The 14,824-nt window shown below is 68.4% G+C and carries 14 protein-coding genes; 13 read left to right on the top strand and 1 reads right to left on the bottom strand.

What is annotated here, in order from left to right; genetic code table 11:
- The first annotated feature begins 125 nt into the window (after positions 1–125).
- The 8 genes from BMX29_RS16145 (at position 126) to BMX29_RS16110 (ending at position 8,276) form a co-directional block, all read left to right on the top strand.
- On the top strand, positions 126–863 hold the full coding sequence (locus BMX29_RS16145) for a FadR/GntR family transcriptional regulator (protein WP_051487377.1): 738 nt from the start codon (positions 126–128) through the stop codon (positions 861–863).
- Between the two features lie 23 nt (positions 864–886).
- Positions 887–1,867, top strand: coding sequence for a C4-dicarboxylate TRAP transporter substrate-binding protein (locus BMX29_RS16140; RefSeq protein WP_043842317.1), 981 nt, complete (start codon positions 887–889; stop codon positions 1,865–1,867).
- 108 nt (positions 1,868–1,975) lie between these two features.
- Complete coding sequence (locus BMX29_RS16135) at positions 1,976–2,503, top strand: TRAP transporter small permease (RefSeq protein ID WP_092814841.1); 528 nt, start codon at positions 1,976–1,978, stop codon at positions 2,501–2,503.
- A complete protein-coding gene (locus tag BMX29_RS16130) occupies positions 2,500–3,771 on the top strand; it encodes a TRAP transporter large permease (protein WP_092814838.1) in 1,272 nt (423 codons plus the stop codon). Before BMX29_RS16135 ends, BMX29_RS16130 begins: the two co-directional genes overlap by 4 nt.
- 13 nt (positions 3,772–3,784) lie before the next feature.
- Positions 3,785–4,789 carry a zinc-binding alcohol dehydrogenase family protein gene (locus tag BMX29_RS16125; protein WP_240092118.1) on the top strand — a complete coding sequence of 335 codons (1,005 nt, stop codon included), beginning with the start codon at positions 3,785–3,787 and terminating at the stop codon, positions 4,787–4,789.
- Positions 4,782–5,888 (top strand): mannitol dehydrogenase family protein, encoded by a 1,107-nt coding sequence (locus BMX29_RS16120; RefSeq protein ID WP_092814836.1) that lies wholly within the window; start codon positions 4,782–4,784, stop codon positions 5,886–5,888. Before BMX29_RS16125 ends, BMX29_RS16120 begins: the two co-directional genes overlap by 8 nt.
- Entirely contained in the window at positions 5,885–7,378 is a 1,494-nt protein-coding gene (locus BMX29_RS16115; protein ID WP_092814833.1) for a UxaA family hydrolase, read from the top strand. Before BMX29_RS16120 ends, BMX29_RS16115 begins: the two co-directional genes overlap by 4 nt.
- 1 nt (position 7,379) lies before the next feature.
- Complete coding sequence (locus tag BMX29_RS16110; RefSeq protein WP_092814830.1) at positions 7,380–8,276, top strand: sugar kinase; 897 nt, start codon at positions 7,380–7,382, stop codon at positions 8,274–8,276.
- A 10-nt stretch (positions 8,277–8,286) separates the two neighbouring features.
- On the opposite strand, the gene BMX29_RS16105 is transcribed toward BMX29_RS16110, so the two are convergent.
- Positions 8,287–8,748 carry a MarR family winged helix-turn-helix transcriptional regulator gene (locus BMX29_RS16105; protein WP_092814828.1) on the bottom strand — a complete coding sequence of 154 codons (462 nt, stop codon included), beginning with the start codon at positions 8,746–8,748 and terminating at the stop codon, positions 8,287–8,289.
- Positions 8,749–8,900: 152 nt separating this feature from the next.
- On the opposite strand from BMX29_RS16105, the gene hmgA reads away from it, so the two are divergent.
- The 5 genes from hmgA to BMX29_RS16080 all read left to right on the top strand — a co-directional run bounded on the left by hmgA (position 8,901) and on the right by BMX29_RS16080 (position 14,557).
- Positions 8,901–10,262, top strand: coding sequence for a homogentisate 1,2-dioxygenase (gene hmgA, locus BMX29_RS16100; protein ID WP_043842329.1), 1,362 nt, complete (start codon positions 8,901–8,903; stop codon positions 10,260–10,262).
- A 97-nt stretch (positions 10,263–10,359) separates the two neighbouring features.
- Entirely contained in the window at positions 10,360–11,625 is a 1,266-nt protein-coding gene (gene fahA / locus BMX29_RS16095) for a fumarylacetoacetase (RefSeq protein ID WP_092814825.1), read from the top strand.
- Between the two features lie 13 nt (positions 11,626–11,638).
- Positions 11,639–12,589: an MBL fold metallo-hydrolase gene (locus BMX29_RS16090; protein WP_043842332.1), complete on the top strand. Its 951-nt coding sequence runs from the start codon at positions 11,639–11,641 to the stop codon at positions 12,587–12,589.
- Between the two features lie 127 nt (positions 12,590–12,716).
- Positions 12,717–14,342, top strand: coding sequence for an FAD-dependent oxidoreductase (locus BMX29_RS16085; protein ID WP_092814823.1), 1,626 nt, complete (start codon positions 12,717–12,719; stop codon positions 14,340–14,342).
- Positions 14,343–14,347: 5 nt separating this feature from the next.
- Entirely contained in the window at positions 14,348–14,557 is a 210-nt protein-coding gene (locus BMX29_RS16080; protein ID WP_092814820.1) for a DUF2783 domain-containing protein, read from the top strand.
- Positions 14,558–14,824: the final 267 nt, after the last annotated feature.

The following is a 14,824-nucleotide window of genomic DNA, read 5'->3' as shown; positions in this document are numbered from 1 at the left end:
TGGCCGCGCAGCATGTGGCGCCGCCAAGGGCCCAAAGCGGCACGATTCTTTCCTGAAGCCGGATCCTTGTGTCATGTCCGGTCCTGTGGTCCTATGGTCCAACCACAGCAGGGGGCCAGCCCGACATGGTCGGACGCAGCGCAGTCGAGGACATCCGCGAGACCCTTCGCCGGGAAATCCTCGAGAAATATTCCGCCGGAGACCTGCTGCCGACCGAGCGCGAGCTGGCCGAGCGCTTCGACGTCTCGCGCAACACCATCCGCGAGACGATCATCCACCTCGAAGCCTACGACCTCGTGCGCAAGACAAAGCGCGGCCCGATGGTCACGCGGCCGGACTTCGGCACGATGTTCCGCGGCTTCACGCAGTTCTTCGGCACGTCCGCGGGCACCTTCACCGACGTTCTGAACTTCCGCCGGATCAACGAGACCGGCGCGGCGCCGCTGATGGCCGCCTATGTCACCGAGGCCGACCTGGCCGAGATGGAGGCCGCCAATGTCGGCATGCGCGAAGCGCTGACCACAGCCGAGGCGGCAGACCAGGACTTTCGCTTCCACGTCGCCCTGGCGGACGCCGCGCGCAACGAGGTGCTGAGCCGGATGTATCGCGTGATGGCCGAGCCCATGCGCTTCTACCTCGAGGTCGGCAAGTCCCGGCGCCCGGCCACGGACGTGGCCTTCGAACAGCACGCCCGCATCATCGCGGCCCTGCGCGCGGGCGAGGCGGACACCCTGTCGCGCGCCCTCGCAGAGCATTTCCAGCATTCGAGCGACACGCTCGCCGAATGGCTGGCCGAGCGCGCCGGATCAGACGGCGCGACACCGACCCCCTGGCCGTCGCAGGACGCGGCTGCCGGGGACTGACGTTTCCAAACGGGAGGATCCCAATGACTTTCGCCAAGCTCATGGCCGGCACCGCCGCGCTCACGCTCTGCGCCGGCATCGCCTCGGCACAGACCACGGTTCGCGTGGCCTACGAAAACAACCCCGGCGAGCCCGCCGACCTGGTGATGAACCGCTGGGCCGAGCTGGTCGACGAAGCCTCCGACGGTGAAGTGCAGCTCGAACTCTATCCCTCGTCGCAGCTGGGCTCCAAGCAGGACGTGATCGAGCAGGCGATGGCCGGCGTGAACGTCATTACCATTGCGGACGTGGGCTTCCTCACCGACTACGAGCCCGACTTGGGCATCCTGTTCGGGCCCTACCTCGCCGAAGACCCGGAATCGCTCTTCGGAATCTACCAGTCCGACTGGTTCCAGGAGAAGAACGAGTCGCTGCAGGAGCAGGGCATCCACATCGTCATCGACAACTACCTCTACGGCACGCGCCAGTTGCTCACGACCGAGCCGGTGCGGACGCCCGAGGACATGGAAGGCCTCAAGATCCGCACGCCGAACAACGAGATGCAGATCAAGGCGATCGAGGCGATGGGCGGCACCGCCACGCCGATGCCGCTGGGCGAAGTCTATCCGGCGCTCACGCAGGGCGTGATCGAGGGCGTCGAGAACCCGCTGCCGGTGCTCTACGGCCAGAAGCTGCACGAGCAAGCCAAGTACCTGACGATGATCGACTACCTGGTGAACACCTCGCTGTGGCTGGGCGGTCAGGCGTACTTCGACACGCTCGAGCCCGAGACCGTCGAGATGCTGCACGAGACCGGCCGCCAGGCGGGCCTCTACAGCCAGGAACTGGCGCAGGAGTCGAACGATCAGATCCTCGCCGACATGGAAGAGGCGGGCGTCGAGATCATCCGTCCCGACCTCGAGCCGTTCCGCGAAGCCGCGCAGTCGGTCTACGACGAGTTCCCCGAGTGGTCGGACGGCCTCTACGAGCGCATCCAGGGTCTGCTGGAAGAGCAGGGCTCCTGAGCCGTGCGCGGCGGTCCGCGCGTGCCCGACGGGCGCGGCGCGGACCTTTGGAACCTATGCGAAGCGGCGCTCCGGCGCCGTTTCCGCCTTTGTCGGAGTAAGCCAGACATGAGCTACCTTTTCCGGGGCGTATCCGTGGCTGCCGGGCTGCTGGTCCTCCTTCTCGTGGGGGTGACCGCGGCATCGGTGGTCGCGCGATACGTTTTCGCCGCGCCGTTCCAGTGGACCGAGGAATTCTCGGGGCTCGTCATGATCTGGATCGTCTTCCTCGGGGCCATCGGCTGCGAGGTCCGCAACGAGCACCTGACCATCGACGTGGTCACGTCGATCCTGCCGGGCAGCACGCAACGCTGGATCGCCATTGCCGTCGGCCTCGTTTCGCTGGGCCTTCTGGCTGCGATGGCCTGGCTGGGCTGGGACCTCGCGCAGTCGGCAGTGACCAAGCGCACGCGCCTGCTGGGTATCTCGTGGTTCTGGATCGACCTTGCCGTGGTTGTCGGCGCGCTGGGCATCGGTCTCGTGCTGGCCCGCCGTCTGGCGCTCGCGATCACCGGGCGCCTTCGGATCGAGGATGATCCCGACGCCGATCTCGCCCTCGTGGCGACCACATCCGACCGGAAAGGGCCGACCGCGTGACCTGGGCCATCGTCATCGTCCTCATGTTCGCGCTCTTCGCGCTGAACATGCGCATCTACCTCGCGATGTTTGCCGCCGTGCTGGCCTACTTCGTGTTCTTCGCCGGCATCCCGTTGCAGATCGGCATCCAGCGCCTGATCGCACCGACGCAGAACACCTCGCTGCTGGCGATTCCGTTCTTCGTCCTGCTGGGGTCTCTGCTGGGCACCACCGGCATCGCCGCGCGCCTTCTGGCCGTGGCCGACCTGCTGGTCGGGCGCCTTCGCGGGGGCCTCGGGCATACCAACGTCATGCTGTCGACGCTGATGGGCGGGCTGTCGGCGTCGAACCTCGCGGACGCGGCGATGATGTGCCGCATGGTCGTGCCGGACATGGAGCGCGCGGGCTACCGCCGCAGCCAGGCCGCCGCGATCACCGCCGCCTCGTCGCTCATCACGCCGATCCTCCCGCCGGGCATCGCTCTCATCATCTACGGGCTGGTGGCCGACGTCTCGATCGGGTCGATGTTCATCGCCGGCATCCTGCCGGGTCTGCTGTGCGCGGCGCTTCTCTTCGCAGCGGTCTACGTGGTGGCGCGGCGCGAGAACCACGCGCCCTCGCGCGAGACCATGCCCACGGCGAAGGAATCCGGCACCACGATCCTCGCCGCGTGGCCCGCGATCCTGCTGATCACCGTCATCATCGGCGGAATCCGCTTCGGCGTCTTCACCCCGTCCGAGGCGGGCGCGGTGGCCGCCGTCCTGACCATGGCGATCGGCCTGTTCGTCTACCGCGAGATGACCCTGCGCGACCTGGGCGACGCCTTCGGCCAGACCGCGCGGCAGACCGCGGCGGTGCTGCTGGTCATCATGATGTCCTCGGCGCTGGCATGGATCTTCTCGCTCGAACGGGCCGGCGTGGCGCTGGCCGAATGGATCACCATGCTGACGCAGGACCCGTGGATGTTCCTGATCGCGGTCAACGTCCTGCTGCTGGTCCTCGGAATGTTCATCGAGGGCAACGCCCTTCTCATCATCCTGGTGCCGCTGCTGAAGCCGGTGGTCATGGACCTCGGAATCGACCCGGTCCATTTCGGCATCGTGATGATCCTCAACCTCGCGCTCGGCACGCTGACGCCCCCGGTGGGCACCGTCATGCTGCTGGTGTGTAATCTGACCAAGTGTTCGGTGGGCGATTTCGTCCGGGACGGATGGCCCTTCATGGTCGCGCTGATCCTTGCGCTTCTGGCCGTGACATTCGTGCCCGCCCTGTCGCTTGCCCTCGTCTGAAGAAAGGACCCCCATGGCCGAGACATCCAACGAGATGCGCGCCCTCGTCTGCGTCGAGCCCGACCGCATCGAGATCCGCCGCGCGCCGCGGCCCGAGGACCGTCCGGGACACATCCGGCTGAAGGTCGAGGCCATCGGCATCTGCGGCACCGACTACCACATCTACAAGGGCCAGCAGCCCTACCTGTCCTATCCGCGCACGATGGGCCACGAACTGGCGGCCCGCGCGATGGAGGACAGCAGCGACGGGCGCATCGCGCGCGGCGACCTTGTCGTGGTCAATCCCTACATGACCTGCGGCACCTGCCACGCCTGCACCATCGGCAAGCCCAATTGCTGCGAGAACATCGGCGTTCTGGGCGTCCACCGCGACGGCGGGATGTGCGAGGAAATCGTGATCCCCGAGGGCAACGCCTACCCGGCGACGGACCTCGAGCCCCGCGCGGCGGCGATGGTCGAGTTCCTCGCCATCGGCGCTCACGGAGTGCGCCGGTCGCGGCTGGCCGAAGGCTCGACCGCGCTGATCGTCGGTGCGGGGCCGATCGGGGCCGGCGCTGCGCTGTTCGCGCAGATCGCAGGGGCGAAGGTCACCGTGCGCGATACCTCGGCCGAGCGCCTGGCGCTGGTCCAGAACATCCTGCCCGACGCGACCTGCGAGACGGTGGACGAGGCGGGCGACCAGAGCTTCGACACGGTCTTCGACGCGACCGGCAACATCAATGCGATGAACGCCGGCCTGAAATTCGTGGCGCATGGCGGGGCCTACGTGCTCTTGTCGGTGGTGAAGGGCGACCTCAACTTCGCCGACCCCGAGTTCCACAAGCGGGAGACGACGCTGATCGCCAGCCGCAACGCGCTCAAGGCCGATTTCGAACACGTGGTGGACTGCATGGCGCGCGGCCTCGTGCCCATCGACGCCTTCGCGACCCACCGCACGACTCTGGACGACGCGGTTACGGACCTGCCGAAATGGTCCGAGGATCGCGGCTCCGTGGTGAAGGCGCTGATCCATGTCTGAGACGACCCCGATCCTGCAATTCGGCACATCGCGCTTCCTGCAGGCCCATGCCGACCTGTTCTTCCACGAGGGCACGCCGGCCCGGGCGGTGACGGTGGTGCAGTCCTCGGGCGATCCCGAGAGGGCGCGCCGCCTCGCGCATCTGGCAGAGGGCTATCCGGTCCGTATCCGGGGCATTTCCGAGGGCAAGACCATCGACGAGGAACGTCATGTGACCTCGGTACGCCGTACGCTCTCGACCGCCGCGGACCATGCCGAGATCGAGCGCGTGATGATCGAGGAGGCCGAGGCGGTGGTGTCGAACACCGGCGACCGGGGTTTCGAGCCGGCCGACGCCGATACCGGCCCCGTCTTCGACCAGGCCATGAGCTACCCGGCCAAGCTTTACCACCTGCTGGCGGCGCGTCACGCCGCCGGGGGCAAGCCGCTCGACATCTTTCCGCTGGAACTGATCAACGGCAACGGTGACGTGCTGAAAGCCCGGGTGCGCGAGATCGCGGCCGGGCAGGGGGCTCTGCCCGAACTGATAGGCTGGCTCGACCGCTGCCGCTGGGTGAACTCGCTGGTGGACCGCATCGTGTCCGAGCCGATCGAGCCCGCGGGTGCCGTGGCCGAGCCCTACGCGCTCTGGGCCATCGAGGCGCAGCCGGACGTCGCGGCGCCGACCGGTCACCCCTCGGTCATCGTGGTCGATGACCTCGAGGAGATCGAGCGTCTCAAGCTGCACATCCTGAACCTCGGCCACACGGCGCTCGTGCACCTGTGGCAGGCGCAGGGCGGCGACGACCGTCTGTGCGTGGACAAGGCGCTGGCCGGAGAACTCGGCGACGCGCTGCTCGCGATCCTCGAGGACGAAGTCATGCCGGGCTTCGCGGTGCGGGGCATGGAGGACGCGGCGCGCGATTACCGCGACACAACGCTCGACCGCTTCCGCAACCCGTTCCTGCATCACCGCCTGTCGGACATCGCGCAGAACCACGCCCAGAAGGTCGAGCGCCGGATCGGCGCGTTCCTCGACTGGGTGCGCGCCGAGCGGCCGGATTTCCCGGCGCCGCGTCTCGACGCCATCGCCGGCCGCAACGCGGGGGCCGTGTCATGAGCGACGGCGTGATGATCCTGTCCGAGGCCGACACCGTGGCCGTCGCGCTGGCCGACTGGCCCGCGGGCGAGACCCGTGCGGGCCTCACCGCGACCGAAGAGGTCAAACGCGGCCACAAGATTGCCCGCGCGGCCATGCCCGCCGGCGCACCGGTGGTGAAGTACGGGCAGATGATGGGGGTAGCGTCCGAGGACATCGCCGAGGGCGCCTTCGTCCACACCCACAACTGCGCCATGCCCGGCGACCACGCCGAAATGGCCGCGCCGCGCGGCGCCCTGCCGGAGGCGCCCGCGCGCACGACCTTCGAGGGCTATCTCCGCCCCGACGGCCGCGTTGGCACGCGCAACTACATCGGCATCATCGCCTCGGTGAACTGCTCGACCACCGTATGCGACGCCATCGCAGCCGAAGCCAACCGCACGCTTCTGCCCGAGTTTCCCGGGGTCGACGGTTTCGCGCCCATCGTTCACGCGCAGGGCTGCGGCATGGCGCACCAGGGGCCGGGCTACGACGCGCTGATCCGGGTGCTGAAGGGCTATCGCGACCATCCGAATTTCGGCGGCGTGCTGATCGTCGGGCTCGGTTGCGAGGTGAACCAGATCACGCTCTACCAGCCGACCGACTGGACGCGCGAGCGCTTCCACTCGTTCAACATGCAGGACGTGGGTGGATCGCGCTCGGCGGTGAAGCGGGCGATGGAGCTCCTGCGCCCCATCGCCACCGCCGCCAACGAGGACACGCGCAGCACGCAGCCGGTGTCGAAGCTGATCCTCGGGATGCAGTGCGGCGGCTCGGACGGGTTCTCGGGGATCACCTGCAACCCGGCCCTCGGTCACGCCTCGGACCTGCTCGTGGCGGCGGGCGGCACCTCGATCCTGAGCGAGACGCCCGAAATCTACGGCGCGGAGCACCTGCTGATCGCCCGCGCGGGCGAGGAGGGCGGCGCGCGCATCCGCGGCATGATCGACTGGTGGCGCGACTACGCCGAGCGCAACGGCACCACGCTCGACAACAACCCCTCGCCGGGCAACAAGCGCGGCGGGCTGACCACGATCCTCGAGAAGTCGCTGGGCGCGGTCGCCAAGGGCGGGCTGAGCCCGGTGTCTTCGGTCCACGGCTACGGTGAGCGTATAGACGGACCGGGCTTCACCTACATGGACTCGCCCGGCTACGATCCGGTCGTCGCCACGGGCCAGATCGCCTCGGGCGCGAATGCGCTGGTCTTCACCACCGGGCGCGGCTCGTGCGCGGGCTACAAGCCCACGCCGTCGCTCAAGCTCGCGTCGAACAGCCAGGTGGCCCGGTCGATGCCCGAGGACATGGACATCGATTGCGGCGTCATCCTCGACGGAGGCGTCTCCATCGCCGAGATGGGCCAGACGATCTACGACCGGGTGCTCGACATGGCGTCGGGGGACAAGCCCGGCTCCGAGGTGATGGGCTACGGCGACAACGAGTTCGTCCCGTGGAAGATCGGAGCGACGCTGTAACATGACCGACCGTCTCGTTTGCCTCGGCGAATGCATGGTGGAGCTGGCCGAGACCGGCCCGGCCACCTATCGCCGCAGTTTCGCCGGCGACACGTTTAACGCCGCCTGGTACGCGCGCCGCGCGTTGCCCGAGGGCTGGGACGTGGCCTATGCCACCTGCATCGGCACGGACGCCGTGTCCGACGAAATGGCCGCGTTCATGGCCGGTGAAGGCATCGCCACCGACACGCTGCGCCGCATCCCCGAGCGTGGCGTCGGCCTCTACATGATCGCGCTGAAGGACGGAGAGCGCAGTTTCGCCTACTGGCGCGGGCAGTCGGCGGCGCGTCTGCTGGCCGACGATCCCGACTGGCTGGACGCGGTGCTGGGCGGCGCGGCGCATGTCCACGTCTCGGGCATCACGCTGGCGATCCTCGCCCCGGAGGCGCGCCGACATCTGATCGACGCGCTCGCGCGGGCACGGACGGCGGGCGTGACCGTGTCTCTCGATACCAATATCCGGCCGCGGCTGTGGGAAAACGACGAATCCTGTCGCGCCGCGCTGACCGCCTGCGCGGAGGCGAGCGACGTGCTGTTGCCGAGCTTCGACGAAGAGGCCGTGCTGTTCGGCGATGCGACGCCCGAGGCCACGCTTGCGCGGTATCGTCAGGCAGGTGCGCGGGTGGTCGTGGTCAAGAACGGCGCCGCGCAAATCCTCGGCTGGTCGGACCCGGCCGGCGAGGTGCGCGTCGACGCGGTGCCCGACACGGCGGTGGTCGATACAACCGCGGCGGGCGACAGCTTCGCGGGCGCGTTCCTGGCCGCGCATCTCACCGGCGCCGACCTGCGCGCCGCCATCACGCGCGCGGCGCGTGTTGCCGCCGGTGTGGTCGGGGCCCACGGGGCGCTGGTGCGGTAACACACCACCATCACGAGCCGGTTCCACCTCCGCCCGGCTCCTCGGCCATGAAGGTGTCGAGCGCCGCCTCGAGCCCGTCGAGGTGCGGCGCCACGAGATACTCGAGCCGCTCCTGGTAGGCGCGCGCGAGGGGCAGGAGATCGGTCATCAGCGTGCGGCCGCTGTCGCTCAGGGACAGGCGCACCAGCCGGCGGTCGTCGGGATTCGCGGTCTTGACCACGTAGCCCGCCTCGACGAGCCGCGAGGCCGCGCGGCTGGCCTTGGATTTCTCCAGATGAACACGCGCCTCGAGGTCGCGGATCGAGACCGCGCCCGCGTCGGCGAGGTGCACGAGCACGCGCCACTCCGCCACCGATATCCCGAACTCGGACCGGTAACGCCGCGCGAGCGCGGCGCTCAGGCGCTCGGCCGCGACCGTCAGCCGGTAGGGCAGAAAGCGCGACAGGTCGAAATCGGGCAGGTCGGTGGGCATCGCGGATTGGTCTCCGGGGGCTCGGTCGGACGGATCGTCGGCAGGGTTCGTCTCATTTGCAACGTTTTTCTTGACCTCATTGCGGATGCAACGAATGCTGGGCCCACGTCGAATCCGGCCCTCGCAGGGGGCCAAGGGAGGGGAGGCAGACGATGACGTCGCAGGAACTGCCGAACGGCATGGTGCGCGCCGCCGCCAATGGCGGCACGACAGAGGGCTACATGCCCGGCTTCGGAAACGACTTCGAGACCGAGGCGCTGCCGGGGGCGCTGCCGCAGGGCATGAACAGCCCGCAGAAGTGCAATTACGGCCTCTACGGGGAGCAGCTGTCGGGCACTGCCTTCACCGCGCCGAGCCACCAGAACGAGCGGACGTGGTGCTACCGCATCCGCCCCTCGGTGAAGCATTCCGGGCGCTACGCGCGCATCGATCTGCCCTACTGGAAGACTGCGCCGCACGTGCCCGAGGGCGTCACCAGCCTCGGCCAGTATCGCTGGGATCCGGTCCCGCACAGCGATGAGCCGCTTACCTGGCTGACGGGCATGCGGACGATGACCACGGCCGGCGACGTGAACACGCAGGTCGGCATGGCGAGCCACATCTACCTCGTGACGCGGTCGATGGAGGACGCCTACTTCTACTCGGCCGACAGCGAGATGCTGATCGTTCCGCAGGAGGGGCGGCTGCGCTTCTCGACCGAGCTCGGGGTGATCGACCTCGCGCCGCAGGAGATCGCGATCCTGCCGCGCGGGCTCGTCTACCGTGTCGAGGTGCTCGAGGGCCCCTGTCGCGGCTTCGTCTGCGAGAATTACGGCCAGAAGTTCGACCTTCCGGGCCGCGGCCCGATCGGAGCCAACTGCATGGCCAACCGGCGCGACTTCAAGACGCCGGTGGCGGCCTTCGAGGATCGCGAGACGCCCTCGACGCTGACCATCAAGTGGTGCGGGCAGTTCCACACCTGCGAGATCGGGCACAGCCCGCTCGACGTGGTGGCCTGGCACGGCAACTACGCGCCGGTGAAATACGATCTGAGCACCTACTGCCCGGTGGGCGCGGTGCTGTTCGACCATCCCGACCCGTCGATCTTCACCGTTCTGACCGCGCCGTCGGGCGTCGAGGGGACGGCCAATATCGACTTCGTTCTGTTCCGCGAACGCTGGGCGGTGGCCGAGGACACGTTCCGTCCGCCCTGGTACCACAAGAACGTCATGTCCGAGCTGATGGGCAACATCTACGGCCAGTACGACGCCAAGCCGCAGGGCTTCGTCCCCGGAGGCATGAGCCTGCACAACATGATGCTGCCGCACGGGCCGGACCGGGAGGCCTTCGAGGGCGCGTCGAACGCCGAACTGGCTCCGGCCAAGCTCGACAACACGATGTCGTTCATGTTCGAGACGCGCTTTCCCCAGCACCTGACCGAGTTCGCCGGGAAAGAGGCGCCGCTGCAGGACGACTACGTCGATTGCTGGGACGGGATCGAGAAGAAGTTCGACGGCACACCGGGGGTGAAATGACCGGCCGGGCAGGGGGCTCCGCCCCCGTCGCCTGCGGCGACTCCCCCGGAGTATTTTCGCCGAGAAGAAGCAGGGCCACGCCCCTGCGGGAGACCGTATGAGCCTCAAGCGAAGCTGGGTGGACAGCGCGAACGCGCCCGACGCCGACTTTCCGCTGAACAACCTGCCCTACGGTGCCTTCGCCGTCGGCGACGGGGCGCATTGCGGCGTCGCGATCGGGGAAATGATCCTCGATGTCACGCGGCTCGAGGCGGACGGGCGGATCGAGATCCTGCCGGGGGCCGGACCGGTGCTGGCGGGCGGGGACTGGACGGCGTTCATGGCGCTCGGGCCCGATGCCTGGGCGCGGCTGCGCGCGGCGCTGACCGAGATGCTGGCCGAGGGCGCCGACGAGGCCGGGATGCTGGCGGGCTACCTCGTGGGGCAGGCCGAGGCGCGCATGGTCATGCCGTTCCGCGTCTCGGAGTTTACCGACTTCTACGCCGGAAAGCACCACGCCACGAACGTGGGCACCATGTTCCGCGGGCCCGAGAACGCGCTGCCGGCCAACTGGTTGTCGATGCCCATCGGCTACAACGGGCGCGCCTCCTCGGTCGTGGTGTCGGGCACGGATGTCGTCCGGCCGCACGGGCAACTGAAGGCGCCGGACGACGCTCTGCCGCGGTTCGCCCCGAGCGCGCGCTTCGACTTCGAACTTGAGCTTGGCGCTGTGGTCGGGCGGCCCTCGGACGGGCCGGTGAGCGTGGCGCAGGCGGACGAGATGATTTTCGGCTACGTGCTGCTGAACGACTGGTCGGCGCGCGACATCCAGGCCTGGGAATACCAGCCGCTGGGGCCGTTCCAGTCCAAGGCCACCGCGACGACGCTGTCCCCCTGGATCGTGCCGCGTGCGGCGCTGGAGCCATTCCGGGTGTCGACGCCCGAACGCGAGCGGGAGCTTCTGCCCTACCTGCAGGAGCCGGGGCCGATGCTGTACGACATCCCGCTCGAGGTCGGGCTCGCGCCCGAGGGCAAGCCCGAGACGCTGATCGCGCGGACCAACTACCGCGAGATGTACTTCTCGGCGGCGCAGCAACTGGCGCACCATACGAGTTCCGGCTGCCCGATGCGCGTGGGCGATCTCTTGGGATCAGGCACGATCTCCGGGCCGGAGAAGGACGCGCGCGGCGCGCTGCTGGAGCTGTCGTGGGGCGGCTCGGAGCCCGTGACGCTCGTGACCGGCGAGACGCGCAGCTTCCTCGAGGACGGCGATACGGTGACCCTGCGGGGCGCCGCGCGGGGCAATGGCTACCGCATCGGATTCGGGGCCTGTACCGGCACGGTCATGCCCGCACGCGACCTGCCCGACCGGGCAACAAACTGAAGGAGAGAGCAGCATGGCAAAGGCATTCGCCTCCGCCGGGGACATGGACGACAAGACGGTCAGCTTCACCGAGATCGGTGAGGGGCTCTACGCCTTTACGGCCGAGGGCGACCCCAATACCGGCGTCATCATCGGCGACGAAAGCGTGATGATCGTCGAGGCGCAGGCCACCCCGCGCCTTGCGCGGAAGGTCATCGAGTGCGTGCGCTCGGTCACCGACAAGCCGATCAGCCACTTGGTGATGACGCATTACCACGCGGTGCGCGTGCTGGGCGCATCGGCCTACGGGGCGCCCGAGATCATCATGTCGGACGTGGCGCGCGCGATGGTGGCCGAGCGCGGGCAGGAGGACTGGGACAGCGAGTTCGAACGCTTCCCGCGGCTCTTCCAGGGGCACGAGGAGATCCCCGGGCTGACCTGGCCGACGACCACGTTCAGCGAGGGCATGTCGGTCTATCTCGGCAAGCGGCGGGTGGACATCATGCATCTCGGCCGGGCCCATACCGCGGGCGACGCGGTGATCTGGGTTCCGGATCAGGAGGTGATGTTTTCCGGCGACATCGTGGAATACCACTCAGCCTGCTATTGCGGCGACGGTCATTTCACCGACTGGGAAGACACGCTGGCGGCCATCGCGTCGTTCGAGCCGAAGAGCATCGCGCCGGGCCGTGGCGACGCGCTTGTGGGCGAGGAGAAGGTCGCCGAGGCCATCGCCAACACGGCCGATTTCGTCGCCTCGACCTACAAGCCGGCGGCCCGGGTCGTGGCCCGCGGCGGCACGCTGAAGGAGGCGTGGGACGCCGTGCGGGCCGAGTGCGACCCGAAGTTCAAGGATTACGCGATCTACGAGCATTGCCTGCCGTTCAACGTGGCGCGCGCCTACGACGAGGCGCAGGGCATCGACACGCCGCGGGTGTGGACCGCCGCGCGCGACAAGGAGATGTGGGCGGCGCTGCAGGGCTGAGCGCCGCGCGTGGCCCGAGGGGCAGATTTTTAACTAAAAATCTGCTTCCCGCCGAAGAGCCCACGGGAGGGAGGCGCAAATTCTTGGATAAGAATTTGCGAGCCCGGGGCGGAGAGGGAGGATCGACATGTTGGACGACCGCTACAGCCTCGCGTTCCGGCTCTACCCTTACGCCCGGTCGACCGAGCAGGACGGGGATGCGCCGGCGCGCCATCCGGTGGTGGTGCTCGGCGGCGGGCCGGTGGGCATCGCCACCGCCCTCGATCTCGGGCTTCAGGGTGTGCCGGTGGTGGTGCTCGACGACCACGAGGGTGTGGGGCAGGGCAGCCGCGCGATCTGTTTCGCCAAGCGCACGCTCGAGATCTGCGACCGCCTGGGCGCGGGGGCGGAGATGCTCGAGGCGGGCGTGGTATGGAACCTCGGAAAGGTCTTCCACGCCGAGCGCAAGGTTTTCGAGTTCAACCTCCTGCCCGAGGCGGGCCATCGCTTTCCGGCCTTCATCAACCTCCAGCAGCCGCATTTCGAGCGCCTTCTTGTCGAACGGGTGCGCGCGGCGCAGGCCGCCGGTGCGCCGATCGAGATTCGCGGCCGCAACCGGGTGGATGCGGTGGACGTGCACGAGGATCACGTCCTGCTCGACGTGATGACCCCCGAGGGGCCTTACCGCATCGCCGCCGACTGGGTGATCGGCGCCGACGGAGCGGGCTCTCCGCTGCGCAAGCGCATGGGGCTCGACTTCGAGGGCCGCGTCTTCAAGGACAGTTTCTTGATCGCGGACATCCGGATGAACGCCGAGTTCCCCACGGAGCGCTGGTTCTGGTTCGAGCCGCCGTTCAAGTCGTCCGGCGCGTCCTGCCTGCTGCACAAGCAGCCCGAGGGGATCTGGCGCGTGGATTTCCAGATCGGCTGGGACGTGGACCGCGAGGAGGAACTCAAGGAGGAGAACATCCGCGCGCGTCTCGACGCGATGCTGGGCGCGGACGTGGATTACGAGATCGTCTGGTCCTCGATCTACACTTTCCAGTGCCGGCGCATGAAGCGGTTCCGGCATGGCCGCGTGCTGTTCGCCGGCGACGCGGCGCACCAGGTCTCGCCCTTCGGGGCGCGCGGTGCGAATTCGGGCATCCAGGATGCCGACAACCTCGGCTGGAAGCTGGGGCTCGTGGTGCAGGGCAAGGCCCCCGAGCGTCTTCTCGACACCTACTGCGCCGAGCGCTGTCACGGTGCGGACGAGAACATCCTGAACTCCACGCGCTCCACCGACTTCATCACGCCGAAATCGGCGGTCAGCCACCTTTTCCGCAACGCGGTGCTGGATCTCGCGCGGGACCATGCTTTCGCGCGGCCGTTCGTGAACTCGGGGCGGCTGTCCGTGCCTTGCGTCTACGATGATGGCCCGCTCAACGGCCCCGACGCGCTGCCGGGCGGGCCCGCACGGACGCGGCCCGGCGCGCCGTGCCCCGACGCGCCGGTCGGCGAGGGGTACCTGCTGGGCCGTCTCGATGGCGGGTTTACCCTGCTCACGCTCGACGAGGACGGTCCAGATCAGGTCGAGGCGGACGGGATCGTGGCCTCGCGGCTCGCGCTGTCGGCGGCGGACGATCCGTCCGGTGCGCTAGCCGAGCGGTATCTCGGGGAGGCCGGCGCGGCGGTCTACCTGATCCGTCCCGACCAGCATGTCGCCGCGCGCTGGGCGGCCTTCGATGCGGGGGCGGTCGAGACCGCCCTCCGCCACGCCTGCGGCAAGGAGTGAAAGAGATGCCCCTTACGCTCGATCCGAACATCGCGGATGCGGACCGCTTCTACGCCGATCTGCTGGCCGCCCAAGACGGGCTTAGCGAGGCTGAAAGCCATGCCTTCAACGCACGCCTTGTCCTGATCCTGGCCAATCATGTGGGCGATCACGAGACGCTGCGGCAGGCGCTCGACGCGGCCGCGCGGGCGGACGACGGGGCGGGTTCTGTCTGAGCACGTCCCGGGTGATGGCCGTGGTGCTCGTGCCATGGTCTCCCGGACCCGGGGCGCCGTCCGCACCGCATGAAGGGCACTGAGCTTGCTGCCGGCTGATCCCGGCCGTTGGCGGACACTCATTTCAGAACTGGCCTGCCGATGGTCCGATTCAGACCCGCCGAGGTGGCACTGATCCGCTGGACGGATGGAACCGAAGCCGGTTCGAGATTTGCGACTTGTCGTCCGACCAAGGTCCGGAACGCGCGGCGACATGGCCTCGGTAAG

The organism is Roseivivax marinus, from assembly GCF_900109705.1.
GTDB classification, from domain to species: domain Bacteria; phylum Pseudomonadota; class Alphaproteobacteria; order Rhodobacterales; family Rhodobacteraceae; genus Roseivivax; species Roseivivax marinus.
The sequence above is the reverse complement of the archived record's forward strand: the minus strand, read 5'-3'. Positions and strand labels throughout refer to the sequence as shown.

Coding starts and splice junctions, on each gene's coding strand:
- BMX29_RS16145 (WP_051487377.1), top strand. CDS start 126: ATGGTCGGACGCAGCGCAGTCGAGGACATCCGCGAGACCCTTCGCCGG.
- BMX29_RS16140 (WP_043842317.1), top strand. CDS start 887: ATGACTTTCGCCAAGCTCATGGCCGGCACCGCCGCGCTCACGCTCTGC.
- BMX29_RS16135 (WP_092814841.1), top strand. CDS start 1,976: ATGAGCTACCTTTTCCGGGGCGTATCCGTGGCTGCCGGGCTGCTGGTC.
- BMX29_RS16125 (WP_240092118.1), top strand. CDS start 3,785: ATGGCCGAGACATCCAACGAGATGCGCGCCCTCGTCTGCGTCGAGCCC.
- BMX29_RS16120 (WP_092814836.1), top strand. CDS start 4,782: ATGTCTGAGACGACCCCGATCCTGCAATTCGGCACATCGCGCTTCCTG.
- BMX29_RS16115 (WP_092814833.1), top strand. CDS start 5,885: ATGAGCGACGGCGTGATGATCCTGTCCGAGGCCGACACCGTGGCCGTC.
- BMX29_RS16110 (WP_092814830.1), top strand. CDS start 7,380: ATGACCGACCGTCTCGTTTGCCTCGGCGAATGCATGGTGGAGCTGGCC.
- BMX29_RS16105 (WP_092814828.1), bottom strand. CDS start 8,748: ATGCCCACCGACCTGCCCGATTTCGACCTGTCGCGCTTTCTGCCCTAC.
- hmgA (WP_043842329.1), top strand. CDS start 8,901: ATGACGTCGCAGGAACTGCCGAACGGCATGGTGCGCGCCGCCGCCAAT.
- fahA (WP_092814825.1), top strand. CDS start 10,360: ATGAGCCTCAAGCGAAGCTGGGTGGACAGCGCGAACGCGCCCGACGCC.
- BMX29_RS16090 (WP_043842332.1), top strand. CDS start 11,639: ATGGCAAAGGCATTCGCCTCCGCCGGGGACATGGACGACAAGACGGTC.
- BMX29_RS16085 (WP_092814823.1), top strand. CDS start 12,717: ATGTTGGACGACCGCTACAGCCTCGCGTTCCGGCTCTACCCTTACGCC.
- BMX29_RS16080 (WP_092814820.1), top strand. CDS start 14,348: ATGCCCCTTACGCTCGATCCGAACATCGCGGATGCGGACCGCTTCTAC.